At 73.6% G+C, this 12563-nt stretch carries 13 protein-coding genes; 10 read left to right on the top strand and 3 right to left on the bottom strand.

The genetic code is table 11. The features are described from left to right. The first annotated feature begins 49 nt into the window (after positions 1–49). The 7 genes from ACFVXH_RS39205 (at position 50) to ACFVXH_RS39175 (ending at position 6670) form a co-directional block, all read left to right on the top strand. A complete protein-coding gene (locus ACFVXH_RS39205; protein WP_387830954.1) occupies positions 50–1891 on the top strand; it encodes a phosphatidylglycerol lysyltransferase domain-containing protein in 1842 nt (613 codons plus the stop codon). A 90-nt stretch (positions 1892–1981) separates the two neighbouring features. Beyond that, positions 1982–2854 carry a dihydropteroate synthase gene (gene folP / locus ACFVXH_RS39200; RefSeq protein WP_049654059.1) on the top strand — a complete coding sequence of 291 codons (873 nt, stop codon included), beginning with the start codon at positions 1982–1984 and terminating at the stop codon, positions 2852–2854. A gap of 28 nt (positions 2855–2882) precedes the next feature. Continuing rightward, positions 2883–3362: a nuclear transport factor 2 family protein gene (locus tag ACFVXH_RS39195; RefSeq protein WP_049654066.1), complete on the top strand. Its 480-nt coding sequence runs from the start codon at positions 2883–2885 to the stop codon at positions 3360–3362. A 246-nt stretch (positions 3363–3608) separates the two neighbouring features. Continuing rightward, on the top strand, positions 3609–3968 hold the full coding sequence (gene folB / locus ACFVXH_RS39190; RefSeq protein WP_049654068.1) for a dihydroneopterin aldolase: 360 nt from the start codon (positions 3609–3611) through the stop codon (positions 3966–3968). 120 nt (positions 3969–4088) lie between these two features. Further along, positions 4089–4688, top strand: a complete 600-nt coding sequence (gene folK, locus ACFVXH_RS39185; RefSeq protein ID WP_117489038.1) for a 2-amino-4-hydroxy-6-hydroxymethyldihydropteridine diphosphokinase — start codon at positions 4089–4091, stop codon at positions 4686–4688. A gap of 178 nt (positions 4689–4866) precedes the next feature. Continuing rightward, positions 4867–5355: a DUF3180 domain-containing protein gene (locus ACFVXH_RS39180; RefSeq protein ID WP_049654061.1), complete on the top strand. Its 489-nt coding sequence runs from the start codon at positions 4867–4869 to the stop codon at positions 5353–5355. A 214-nt stretch (positions 5356–5569) separates the two neighbouring features. Beyond that, positions 5570–6670, top strand: coding sequence for a hypothetical protein (locus ACFVXH_RS39175; protein WP_387830951.1), 1101 nt, complete (start codon positions 5570–5572; stop codon positions 6668–6670). Positions 6671–6758: 88 nt separating this feature from the next. On the opposite strand, the gene ACFVXH_RS39170 is transcribed toward ACFVXH_RS39175, so the two are convergent. Beyond that, positions 6759–7334, bottom strand: a complete 576-nt coding sequence (locus tag ACFVXH_RS39170) for a TerD family protein (protein WP_049655167.1) — start codon at positions 7332–7334, stop codon at positions 6759–6761. Positions 7335–7468: 134 nt separating this feature from the next. Continuing rightward, complete coding sequence (locus tag ACFVXH_RS39165) at positions 7469–7966, bottom strand: hypothetical protein (protein WP_387830949.1); 498 nt, start codon at positions 7964–7966, stop codon at positions 7469–7471. Positions 7967–8064: 98 nt separating this feature from the next. Here ACFVXH_RS39165 and arfB point away from each other — a divergent pair, with 98 nt between their 5' ends. Beyond that, positions 8065–8499 (top strand): alternative ribosome rescue aminoacyl-tRNA hydrolase ArfB, encoded by a 435-nt coding sequence (gene arfB, locus ACFVXH_RS39160; RefSeq protein WP_117489044.1) that lies wholly within the window; start codon positions 8065–8067, stop codon positions 8497–8499. 12 nt (positions 8500–8511) lie between these two features. Here arfB and ACFVXH_RS39155 read toward each other — a convergent pair whose 3' ends face one another. Then, positions 8512–9060, bottom strand: coding sequence for a flavin reductase family protein (locus ACFVXH_RS39155; protein WP_049655173.1), 549 nt, complete (start codon positions 9058–9060; stop codon positions 8512–8514). A gap of 350 nt (positions 9061–9410) precedes the next feature. Here ACFVXH_RS39155 and ACFVXH_RS39150 point away from each other — a divergent pair, with 350 nt between their 5' ends. Together ACFVXH_RS39150 and ACFVXH_RS39145 are read left to right on the top strand one after the other, a co-directional pair. After that, a complete protein-coding gene (locus ACFVXH_RS39150) occupies positions 9411–11198 on the top strand; it encodes a diguanylate cyclase domain-containing protein (protein ID WP_387830946.1) in 1788 nt (595 codons plus the stop codon). A gap of 156 nt (positions 11199–11354) precedes the next feature. Further along, positions 11355–12368 (top strand): hypothetical protein, encoded by a 1014-nt coding sequence (locus ACFVXH_RS39145; protein WP_117489047.1) that lies wholly within the window; start codon positions 11355–11357, stop codon positions 12366–12368. The last annotated feature ends 195 nt before the right edge of the window (positions 12369–12563 follow it).

The following is a 12563-nucleotide window of genomic DNA, read 5'->3' as shown; positions in this document are numbered from 1 at the left end:
TCCCCCGGAGTGACCGGACACCGCACCGCAGCCTCTACGCTGAGCTTCCATGAGCGTTCCCGTGTCCGTTGAGCCGAGCCCCGAGCAGCCGCCGCGCCGTCGCCGCGGCCTGCAGACGCTGCGCAACCAGGCGTCCGCCGTCCCGAGGGCCTGGCTCCCCGGAGCGGTCGGCTACGCCTGTCTGCTGATCGGGCTCGTGGACATCGCCAGCGCGGTGTTCCCCAGGCTCCGGCACACGAAGGTGCACACCTTCGCGGGGCAGCTGCCGGGCGGCACCACCAGCCTGGCGGCGGTCGGCGCGCTGATGGTCGGCATCCTGCTGGTGCCGCTGGCGCACGCGCTGCGCCGGCGCAAGCGGCGGGCCTGGCGGGCGGTCTGCGTGCTGCTGCCGGTCAGCGCCGGGCTGCACATCGTGCGCTGGCACCAGATCGGCCCGGCGGTCGTCTCGCTGGTGGTCCTCGCCGTGATGCTGGTCCACCAGCGCGAGTTCTACGCCAAGGCAGACCCGCGCACCCGCTGGCGGGCGGTGGTCAACCTGGTCGTCATGGGCGTCCTCAGCGTGCTGCTCGGCCTGCTGATCGTGAGCACCCGGACCAAGTACGAGATCGGCCACCCGGGCCTGACCGAGCGCCTGCAGCACGTCGGGTACGGACTGTTCGGCTTCGAGGGCCCGATCCGGTACAACAACGTCCGGATGTCCGACCTGGTCGCCTACCTGCTCGGCGGGCTCGGCCTGCTGACCGCCTTCACCACCGCGTACCTGGCGCTGCGCCCGGGCAAGCCGAAGCCCGAGCTGACGGCGGAGGACGAGGAGAAGGTCCGCGAGCTGCTCAAGCGGCACGGCGAGCGCGACTCGCTCGGCTACTTCGCGCTGCGCCGCGACAAGAGCGTGCTGTTCTCGCCCACCGGCAAGGCCGCGATCTCCTACCGGGTGGTCTCCGGCGTGATGCTGGCCTCCGGCGACCCGGTCGGCGACGTCGAGGCCTGGCCGGGCGCGATCAAGGTGTTCATGGCCGAGGCCCGCGAGCACGCCTGGGTGCCGGCCGTGATGGGGTGCAGCGAGGTCGGCGGCGAGGTCTGGACCCGCGAGGCGGGCCTGGACGCGCTGGAGCTGGGCGACGAGGCGATCGTGGACACCGCGTCCTTCTCGCTCTCCGGCCGGGCCATGCGCAACGTGCGCCAGATGGTCAAGCGGATCGAGCGCAACGGCTACTCCTGCCAGGTGCGCCGGGTCTCCGAGCTCACCGTGGACGAGAAGTACCGGATCGCCGACGCCGCCGCCCGCTGGCGCGGCACCGACACCGAGCGCGGCTTCTCGATGGCCCTCGGCCGTTTCGGCGACCCGCTGGACGACGACTGCGTGGTGGTCACCGCCCACAAGGCCCCGGAGGAGGGCGAGGAGGGCGACGACCTGAAGGCCGTGCTGCACTTCGTGCCCTGGGGGCCGGACGGCATCTCGCTGGAGCTGATGCGCCGCGACCGCGCCGCCGACCCGGGCCTGAACGAGCTGCTGATCGTCGCCGCGCTGCAGGCGGTGCCCGCGATGGGCGTGCGCCGGGTGTCGCTCAACTTCGCGATGTTCCGCTCGGCGCTGGCCCGCGGCGAGCGGATCGGCGCCGGCCCGGTGCTGCGCGCCTGGCGGGGGCTGCTGGTGTTCCTGTCGCGCTGGTTCCAGATCGAGTCGCTGTACAAGTTCAACGCCAAGTTCCAGCCCGAGTGGGAGCCGCGCTTCCTGGTCTTCCCGAGCACCCGGGACCTGCCGCGGATCGGCTTCGCCGCGATGCAGGCGGAGGCCTTCATCACGCTCGGGATGCCGCGTCTCGGCCGCCGGCGCCAGCGCGAGGGGCTGATGCCGGTCCCGTCGACCCGTGAGGTCACCGAGGCCGCCTGAGGCCCGTCGCGGGCCTTCGGGGCCGCGACGGCACGGAACGGGGCCCCCGCCGAGAATCCTCGGCGGGGGCCCCGTTCGATAATGGGAAGCATGAACGATTCGCCCTCCTTCTCCCTGCCGGCCGGTCTGCCGCGACTGGAGCGCTGCGCCGTGATGGGCGTGGTCAACGTCACGCCCGACTCCTTCTCGGACGGCGGGATGTGGCACGACCCCGCCAAGGCGATCGCGCACGGCCTCGCGCTGCGGGCCCGCGGCGCCGACCTGGTGGACGTCGGCGGCGAGTCCACCCGGCCGGGCTCGCAGCGGGTCCCCGAGGAGGAGGAGCTGCGCCGGGTGATCCCGGTGGTGCGCGAGCTCGCCGACGCCGGGGTGGTGGTCTCGGTGGACACCATGCGCGCCTCGGTCGCCGAGCGGGCCGTCGAGGCCGGCGCCGCGATCGTCAACGACGTCTCCGGGGGGCTCGCCGACCCGGCGATGGCCCGGGTGGTCGCCGAGACCGGCGCGCCCTTCGTGGTGATGCACTGGCGCGGGCAGTCCGCCGACATGGACCGGATGGCCGTCTACGACGACGTCGTGCGGGACGTGGTCGCCGAGCTGACCGACCGGGTGGACGCGCTGCTGGCGGCCGGGGTCAAGGAGGACCAGCTGATCCTCGACCCGGGGCTCGGCTTCGCCAAGACCTCCGAGCACAACTGGGCGCTGCTCGGCCGGCTGGACGCGCTCACCGCGCTCGGCCGTCCCGTGCTCGTGGCGGCTTCGCGCAAGCGGTTCCTGGGTACGCTGCTCGCCGACCCGGCAACCGGGGAACTGCGCCCGGCCCGGGAGCGCGACGACGCGACGGCCGCGGTGTCGGTGCTGTCCGCACGGGCGGGAGCCTGGGCGGTGCGGGTGCACGACGTGTCCGGCACGGCGGATGCCGTCCGGGTGGTCGCGGCCTGGCAGCACGCGGCGCGGTTGGGGTGAGGGAGGGTCTGTGACAGGTGACGGCAGGTTGAGCGGCGGTACGGCCGGGCGGGCCCGCGAGGCGGACCTGGAGGCCGTTCTGGCGGCGAACCAGGGGCTCTACGAGGCGCTGGAACGGGGGGACCTGGAAGCGGTCGAGGACGCCTGGCTGGGCGCCGCGGACGCCGACGACAAGGGTGGCGTGGTGTGCGTGCACCCGGGCTGGCCGGTGCTCCGCGGTCGGGCCCAGGTGACCCGTTCGTACATGCTGATCATGATGAACACGGAGTACATCCAGTTCTTCCTGACCGATGTCGAGGCCGAGGTGCACGGTGATGTGGCCCTTGTCACGTGCACCGAGAACATCCTGTCCGGCGGAGAGTCGGAGGAGGAGGGGGAACTCGGGCCGCTGGTCGGCGGAAAGGTCGTGTCGACGAATCTGTTCCGTCGTACCCCGGCCGGGTGGAAGCTCTGGTCGCATCACGGTTCACCCGTTCTGACCAGCGGGGACGACGACGAGGAGAGCTGATTCCGGCACTTGCGGAAATGCGGTGCCGGGAAGTCGCCGGGAATTTCCGAGTGGTCACCGAACGTTCACGTCAATCGCCATATCGGTGCGCGTGGCGTCGGTTCGTGCCGGGTAGGACGGTCAGGCGTTGTCCGTGCTCGCGGGTAGATTCGAAACGGAGTGGCGGGCGTGCCGCCCGCCTTCGCCCTGCCCGTCCATGCCTTTCTCCGGGCGGGGCCCGTCCGACTGGGAGCAGTGATTCGTTTGCTGGACCGCGTCACCCTGCGGGGGCTGCGAGCCCGGGGCCACCACGGCGTCTTCGAGCGCGAGCGCGTCGAGGGGCAGACCTTCGTGGTCGACCTCGTGCTCCACCTGGACACCCGCCCCGCCGCGGCCGGAGACGACCTCACCCGCACCGCGCACTACGGGCTGGTGGCGGAGGAGGTCACCGCGATCATCGCCGGGGAGCCGGTCGACCTGATCGAGACGCTGGCCCAGCGGATCGCCGACCAGTGCCTCAAGCACGAAGCGGTCGAGGAGGTCGAGGTCACCGTGCACAAGCCGGACGCCCCGATCACCGTGCCGTTCGACGACGTGACCGTGACCATCCACCGGGGCCGCGCATGACCCCCACCGCGCGCCCGGTATCCGATGTAGAGGACGTTTTCCGATGAGCGAGCGAAGCGAGCGGATGATCAAGAGGTGCGCATGGGTGAGTGCCCCTGCTGAGCGAAGCGAGGCGGGCGCATGAGCACCAGTGACCCGACCGCCACGCCGAACGCGTTCGACCTGGAGAGCCGGGTGGACTCCGCCGACACCACGCTGCACAGCCAGCGCTGCGCGGTGATCGCGCTCGGCAGCAACCTGGGCAACCGGCTGGACACCCTCCAGGGGGCCGTCGACGCGCTCGCCGACACCCCGGGGCTGAAGATCAAGGCCGTCTCCGCGGTGTACGAGACCGAGGCCGTCGGCGGGCCGGACGAGCAGCCGAACTACTACAACGCGGTCGTGGTGCTGCGCACCTCGCTGCCCCCGCGGGACCTGCTGGAGCGCGGCAACGCCATCGAGGACGCCTTCGGGCGGGTGCGGACCGTCCACTGGGGCCCGCGCACCCTGGACGTCGACATCCTGGCCTACGAGGGCGTGCTGAGCGACGACCCGCAGCTGCTGCTGCCGCACCCGCGCTCGCACGAGCGCGCCTTCGTGCTCGCCCCCTGGCTGGACGCCCAGCCGGAGGCCGAGGTGCCCGGGCACGGGCGGGTGGACGCGCTGCTGACCGCGCTGGGCGGTCCGGACGCGCAGGGCGTGAAGCGCCGCGAGGACATCGGGCTGACGCTGCCCGAGTAGGTCCGGAGGCCGGTGACCGGGGCCGTTGCCCGGGGAACTCGGCCGGGGGCCCGGCCGTACGAGTAGGTGTCCGCCGTTCACGCGGGTGTCCGCCCGGCCGGGCCCGGTACGGTGGCCTGGCGTCGCCGCGCCACCGGGCGGGCGGCCGGTTCGGGTACCCGGGAAGGACCTCCTCCGAGTGAAGCTGCTTCGCCTCCGCCTCCTGATCGGCATCACCGCCGCCACGACGGCGCTGTCCTGGGCCGGCTCCAAGCTGTGGGCCTCCGTGGACACGCTGCCGGCGGTGCCGGCCGCGGCGCCGGTGGTGCTGGCGGCGGTCGCGGTGGTCCTGCTGGCGACCGCGCTGTCGCTGCGGGCCCGGCTGAAGGCGGTGCGCGAGCGGCAGCCCGGGGCGAAGGGGGTCGACCCGCTGCTGGCGGCCCGGGCGGTGGTGCTGGGGCAGGCCAGCGCGCTGGTCTCCTCGGTGGTCACCGGGATCTACGCGGGGGCCGGGATCTACCTGCTGGGCGAGCTGGACGTGTCGGCCCGCAAGGACCAGGCCGTGACGGCCGGGCTCGCGGTGCTGGCGGGGGCCGCGGTGATCGCGGCGGCGCTCTGGATCCAGCACGTGTGCAAGCTGCCGGAGAACCACGACGACCCGGGTGGTCCGGCGGCGTCGCACCGCTGAGACGCGGCCGGGGCAGCGCCGGGGCGCCGCCCGGGCGTCACGGGGGCCTCGACGGCCCCGCCGGCACCGTCGGCCTCGTCGGCACCGCTGAGCAGGGCTTTCTTCGTGATCTTGCGTGAGAATCCGGGCACGTGCGGTAAAAACCGCACCCTGTCAAGGGCGGAAGGGGACCCTGGGCTGACAGGCCCCCAATTCGCACGCTAGTTTCTTGGACATGTCTCGCGGACGCCACCGTCATTCCTCCGTCCTCGGCCGGGTCTTTCCCCCCACCGCCGCCGGCGTGCTGCTGGTCGCCGCACTGGCCGCTCTGCTTTTCAGTCAGGACACCGTCCTGGTGCGCTCGGTGGGCGTCGCGGCGGTGATCGCGACGCTCGGCTTCGCGCTGCTGCTGCGCCAGCGGGACAAGGCGGCCCGGGCGGCCGCCGAGACGTCCGCGGCCCAGCGGCTGCGCGCCGAGGAGCGGTTCGAGGAGCAGCTGGCCGAGGCCGAGTACGCGGCGGAGGTCGCCGAGGAGCGGGCCACCCGGTTCGGTCGGCGGCTGACGGCGGAGAAGTCGCGGCTGGCGAAGGCCGAGACCGAGATCGCCCGGCTGCTGCGCGAGCGGGCCGTGGCGGTGGCCGAGCAGGCGCTCAAGGAGGCCGAGGCGGCCCAGCAGGCGCTCGCCGCGAGCCGTCCGAAGCATCCGGCCAGCCCGGCCGCCTACGTGCGGGCGGCGTCCGTGCTGCGGCTGCTGGAGCGCCGCGCGGCGGAGCAGGAGGCCCGGCGGGCGCGTACGGCGGGCGCGGAGGTGGCCCTGCGGAAGCCCGCGAAGGAGTCGCCGGTCGCCCCGGCCGCGTCGGTGGCCGTGCCGGCCCCGGTGGCGCCCTCGGTGCCGACCCCGGGGCAGGCTCCGGCGGCCCCGGCGCCGGTGCGGCCCGAGCCGGTGCGTCCGGCGCTGACCGCGACGGTCGGTCAGCTCGGCGGCGCGTCGGCCGGGCCGGCCGCGGCGCCCGCGCCGGCGGAGCGGCAGCGGCCGCGTCCGGCGCAGTCCGGTCCGGCCCGCGGGCAGGGCTTCAGCTTCTTCGGCCGCGGTGCGGCTGCCCCGGCGCGCCCGGCAGCCCCGGCACCGGCGGTGGGCAGCGTCGCCGAACTGGGGGAGCGCGCCGACCTGGCGGACGTGGTGGGCGACGAGGCGGTGGCCGAGAAGGCCGTGGCCGAGGCCCGGGCGGCGGAGTCGGCCGAGCGGCCGGAGCAGGGCGGGCCGACCGTGGTGGACCTGACGCCGGAGGACGAGACCGAGCTGATCCAGCTGCCGGAGCTGCGCGCCTCGCGCTGAGGCCCGCCGGGCCCCGGAAACGGAGAAACTGCGGCGCGGGGAGTCGGACGGACCGACTTCCCGCGCCGCGGCGTTGTCCGCGGGTGCGTCAGAGCTGGACGCCGAAGTCCTGGGCGATGCCGGCCAGGCCGGAGGCGTAGCCCTGGCCGACGGCGCGGAACTTCCACTCCCCGTTGTTGCGGTAGAGCTCGCCGAAGATCATCGCGGTCTCGGTGGCGGCGTCCTCGGAGAGGTCGTAGCGGGCGATCTCGGCGCCGCCGGCCGCGTTCACCACGCGGATGTAGGCGTTGCGGACCTGGCCGAAGTTCTGGCCGCGGGCGGTGCCGTCGTAGATGGTGACCGGGAAGGTGATCTTGGCGGCCTCGACCGGCAGGCCGGCCAGGTTGATGTTGATCGACTCGTCGTCGCCCGCGCCCTCGCCGGTGCGGTTGTCACCGGTGTGCACGACGGTGTTGTCCGGCGTGCTGGTGTTGTTGAAGAAGACGAAGTGGCCGTTGGACAGCACCTTGCCGTCCGCGTTCAGGACGATCGCGCTGGCGTCGAGGTCGAACTCGGCGCCGGTCGTGGTGCGGACGTCCCAACCCAGGCCGACGGTGACCGCGGACAGGCCGGGGGCCTCCTTGGTCAGCGAGACGTTGCCACCCTTGGAGAGGCTCACTGGCATGACGATTGCAGTCCCTTCGTTCGCTTCGTTCGCTATTTCCCGGGACAACGCAATACCGCGGTGGCTTGGTTCCGCAGGGGCCGTGAATTCTTCGTGGGCGCCCAACGGAGGGCAAAGACCGGGCAAAGGACGTGTCAGATGCGCCGGAACCGGCCCTGCAGCGTCCAGATGTTCGGGTTGTCGGCCAGGTCGGGGTGCATGTCGAAGAGGTCGGCCAGGGTGTCCTGGAGGAAGTCCCGGGCCTCGCGCCGCAGCTCGCCGTGGCGGACCACCACCGGCGGCTCGTCCGGCAGCCAGGTGGCGGTGACCTCGACCCAGTTGAAGCGGCGGGCGAAGCGCAGCAGCTCGGTGTTCTGGGTGAAGTCGAGGTCGGCGGTCTGCACCCGGGCGGCCCGGACGCCGTCCGGGTCGCGGTCCAGGAGTTCGGCGACGTCGCACAGCGCCCACGCGAAGTCGAGCACGGGCACCCAGCCCCAGGCGGTGGACAGTTCCGAGCCCTCGCCGTCCAGGTAGACGTCGCCGCAGAACAGGTCGTACCGCAGGGCGTGCACGGACGCGGTGCGGTAGTCCGTCTGCGGGGGGTCGGGGAACTGGTTGGAGAGGGAGTAGCCGAGCTCGATCACGTACGCCATTGTCGGGGCTCGGGGCGCCCGGGGGTAACCGGGTGCGGAAGCGGGGGGCGTACCGATATCCGGGTGACCGGACGGGCCGGGCGCGGGATGATGGGCGCATGTCCGAGCCCATCCGCGTACGGGGGTCGGTGGTCGTCCCCGACGCCGAGCTCGTCTGGCGCTTCTCGCGTTCCTCCGGCCCCGGCGGCCAGCACGTCAACACCTCCGACTCCAAGGCCGAGTTGCGCTTCGACCTGGCCTCGACCAGGGCGCTGCCCGAGGTGTGGCGCGAGCGCGCGCTGGAGCGGCTGGCCGGCCGGCTGGTGGACGGCCGGGTGCTGGTGGTCCAGGCCTCGGAGTTCCGCTCGCAGTGGCGCAACCGGGAGGCGGCCGCGGCCCGGCTGTCGGCGCTGCTGACCGAGGCGTGCGCGCCGCCGCCGAAGGCCCGGCGGGCGACCAGGCCGAGCCGGGGGATGGTCCAGCGGCGGCTGGAGAACAAGAAGCACCGCTCCGAGCTGAAGCAGGGCCGCCGGGCGCCGCGGGGCGGCGAGTAGCCGGCCGGGCCCTCAGCCGAGGGTGCGGTAACCGCCGCGGAAGTAGAGCAGCGGGCGGCCGCCGGGGTCGGGCACCGTGGCCTCCAGGACGCGGCCGAGCAGCAGGGTGTGGTCGCCGGCGGGTATCCGCTGCTCGGTGCGGCACTCGACGGTGGCCAGCGCGCCGTCGACCAGCGGGGCGCCGGTGCGCGGGCCGCGGTGGTGCGGGGTGTCCGCGAACAGCAGCCGGTCGCTGAGCCGGCCCTTCATGGCGAACCGGGAGCCGAGCGTCTTCTGTCCCTCGGTCAGCACCGAGACCGCCCAGGTGTCCACCCGGGAGAGCACCTCGTCCATCCGGGAGTCCTCGCGGACCGAGATCAGCACCAGCGGCGGCTCCAGCGACACCGAGAGGAAGGACGTGGCGGTCATGCCGACGTCCTCGCCGTCCTCCGGGTCGTGGACGGTCACCAGGCTCACGCCGGCGGCGAGCTGGGAGAGGGCAGCCCGGAACTCGTCGGGCGTGGCGTGGGGGGCAGCTTCGGGCTGCGGCGACGGGTACACGTACCGCACGGTAGTCGTCACCCGGGAGGATCGGCATCGGGCCTTGGTCGTAGGACCGGCGGTCCGGCCGAAGGGTTACGCCCGGTGGCCGAACTCACCCTCAGGAGTGAAGCGACCGGACTGGCGGGTGCAGTCGGCTTCAGTCGGCGGCCAATGCGGTCGACCACCAGAAAAGTTCCGATGGCGCTGTATGTCCCACTACGGGACAGATGAACTGATTAAGGGCGCATTAGTCTCGTGTGATTTAAGTCACAAGTGATGGCCTATTGCTGACCGAGCGTGCCGAGCGCTGTGCTCCCTGTGATTCAGTTCTTCTGGCAATCGGACGATAACCAATCAAGAACTATCCGAAGCAGCCGGGGAGCCCCCGCATGGAAGCCGAGTCGGAGCCGTACGTCCGTCTCGCGACCCTCCGCACCTTGCACCGGGTCGTGGCGGACCTCAACGCTGCCCGCAGCCTCGCTGGCACGCTCCAGGCCGTGGTCGAGGGCGCGGTGCACGGGCTCGGCTTCGACGCCGCCGCGGTCAGCCTGGTCCGGCCCGACGGCGACCTCGTGGTGGCGGCCGTCTGGGAGCTGGAGGAGAGCCCGATGGGCGGCCCCTCCGTCCTGCTCGGCCAGGTCGGCTCCCGGGAGTCCTGGGACCGGCTGCTCGGCGTCAGCGACCACTGGGGCACCCTGCGCTTCCTGCCGTACGACCGCGGCTGGGCCGTCGCCAGCGACATCCCGCGCTGGATCGGGGACGGCCCGCTGCCGGTGTACGCCAACGACTGGCACCCCGCCGACGGGCTGCTCGCCCCGATGTACAGCGCCGGCGGCGACCTCCTCGGCGTCCTCTCGGTGGACCGCCCGCGCAGCGGCAAGCGGCCCGGCGCCTGGACCCGCGAGGCGCTGGAGATGTTCTCCCTGCAGGCCTCCATCGCGATCGGCAACGCCCGGCTGCGGGCCGAGATGCAGCGCGCGCTGGCCCGTCTGGAGAAGGAGCAGCAGGCGCTGCGGGCCAGCGAGGAGAGCTTCCGCCAGGCCTTCGAGTACGCGCCCAGCGGGATGGCGATCACCGAGCTGCACGGCGTCGGGCGCGGCCAGCTGACCAGGGTCAACGACGCGCTCTGCCGACTGCTCGGCCGGCCCCGGGCGGTGCTGCGCCAGCAGAGCTTCGCCGACCTCGTGCACCCCGAGGACCGGGCGCTGCTGGAGCGCACCAGCGCCGAGAGCGGCCGCGCGGAGCTGCGGCTGTCCCGGCGGGACGGCGGCTACCAGTGGGTCTGCCTGCGCAACTCGATCGTCGCGGACGCGGCCGAGGGGCCGAGCTTCCTGCTCACCCACGTCGAGGACATCGAGGACCGCAAGCGGCACGAGTTCCAGCTCGCCCACCGGGCCAGCCACGACGCCCTGACCGGGCTGCCGAACGGCGCCGAGCTCAAGGCCCGGCTGGCCCGCCGGCTCTGCGCCCAGCCGCAGCCGGTCGGCGCCACCGGGGGGCAGGTCGAGGTGGCCTACCCGCAGCCGTACGGCTACCCGGCCGACTCCTACAGCGCGCACGCGGCGCACGACGGGCTGGAGGGCGCGGACCGGTACGCCGGGCCGGCGCACGGCTACGGCCTGCCCGAGGGGCTGCCGGGCGGGCTCGGCCCGGGCTTCGGGGAGCACGTGCACGCGGTGGTCCCGGCCGAGTACGGGCCGGGCGGCGAGGCCTGGTCGGCGCCGTTCCGCTCCGGCGCGGCGGCGGCGGTGGACAAGGGGCTCGCGGTGCTCTTCTGCGACCTGGACGGCTTCAAGTCGATCAACGACCGGTTCGGCCACAACGCGGGCGACGCGGTGCTGGTCGAGGTCGCCCGGCGGCTGAGCCAGGCCGTCCGGGACGGCGACACGGTGGCCCGGCTCGGCGGCGACGAGTTCGTGGTGCTGGCGGACGGGATCGGCCGCGAGGAGGCCAAGGACCTCGCCCACCGGCTGCGGGGCGCGATCATCCCGCCGATGCGGATCGACGGACGGGCGATGCGGGTGGGGGTGAGCCTCGGCGTCGGGTGGGCCGGCTGCGGGATGAGCATCGAGGAGGTGCTGCAGACCGCGGACGAGCGGATGTACGACGAGAAGCGGGCCCGGGGCGGGGCGGTGCGCGGGGCGCGCGGCGAGCGCTCGCACCGGCGCGCGGGCTGAGCCGGCGGCGGCCCCCGCGGGCCCGGGCCGGCCCTGGTCGGTCCCGGTTACCCGTGAGTTGTCAAGGGTTCTTTTCCCGCCGTCACATACGGCAGGTAGGGTTCCCGGTACGACAGCGTCCATGATCTGCGCCGCCCGCAGCAGGCGGCGCACCGGATGGGGGAGCAGACCACCGTGACGACCGCCGGCAGCAACGGAGTGCCCGAGGGCCAGGGGGGCGGTGCCCCGCAGGACGACGACCCGTTCGGCTACCTCTACCGCCCGGCCGACGGTTCCACCGGGCAGCCGGCCGAGCCGCAGCAGGGGGTCCCGCGCACGCCGTACAGCCGCCCGATGGAGGTCGGGCGCGCCCAGTACGGCTACCCGCCGCGGGCACAGCAGCAACAGCAGCAGCCGTACGGCCAGCAGGGCATGCCGCCGCAGTACCCGGGCGGCCAGCCGCAGGCCCCGTACGGTCAGCCCGGCCCGCCGCAGCAGCCCGAGTACGGTGCGGCGCCCACCCAGCAGACCCGCTACGCCGAGCACTCCCGGCCGCAGCCGGGGGAGGAGCCGCGCAGCAGCGGCCGGAGCAAGGGCGCGGTGATCGGCGCGGTGGCCGTGGTCGCGGCGATAGCGATCGGGGCGGGCATAGCCCTCTCCACCGGGGACCCGGACGACAACAAGACCGGCAAGGGCGGCACCGCCACCACCGCCCCGCCGGCCCCCACCACCCCGGGGCCGACCGCCACGACCGCCAGCGGCTCCCCCTCGGCGAGCGCCACCCCGGTCTCCGGACCGACGACCGTGGACGCGGGCCAGCTCCAGGGGCAGAACGCGCCCTCCGGCAACACCGTCAAGGGCGCCAAGTCGGCCGACGGCAGCTACCTGACGCTCCAGCCGGGCGGCTCGGTGACCTGGACCGGCGAGATCGCCACCGCCGGGTCGTACAAGCTGACGGTGCACTACAACTACTCGGGCGCGGAGTTCAAGGGCTCGGCCGCGGTGAACGGCAAGGACTGGCCGAGCGGGGTGACGTACAGGATCTACGGGCCGCAGCCCAAGGACCAGACCTCCGCCTGGTACAGCACCTGGATACTGCCGCAGTTCCAGGCCGGGCCGAACACGGTGACCCTCACGGTGCCCTCCGGCGCGGTCCTGGTCGACCAGATCACCATCGAGCCGGGCGGCTGAGCCCGCCCCTCCTCCGGACACACCACGGCCGCCCGTCCCCGCGTGGGGGAGGGCGGCCGTCGGCGTCGCTCAGGCGGGCTCGACGGTGGAGAACCTCTCGCCGCCGACGATCCACCGGCCGCGGCGCATCACCGCGACCAGGTCGTAGCCCTCCGAGTCGACCACGACCAGGTCGGCGAGCTTGCCGGTCTCCAG

Origin of the sequence: Kitasatospora sp. NPDC058184 (genome assembly GCF_042883725.1) — a bacterium.
Classification (GTDB): Bacteria; Actinomycetota; Actinomycetes; order Streptomycetales; family Streptomycetaceae; genus Kitasatospora.
The sequence above is the reverse complement of the archived record's forward strand: the minus strand, read 5'-3'. Positions and strand labels throughout refer to the sequence as shown.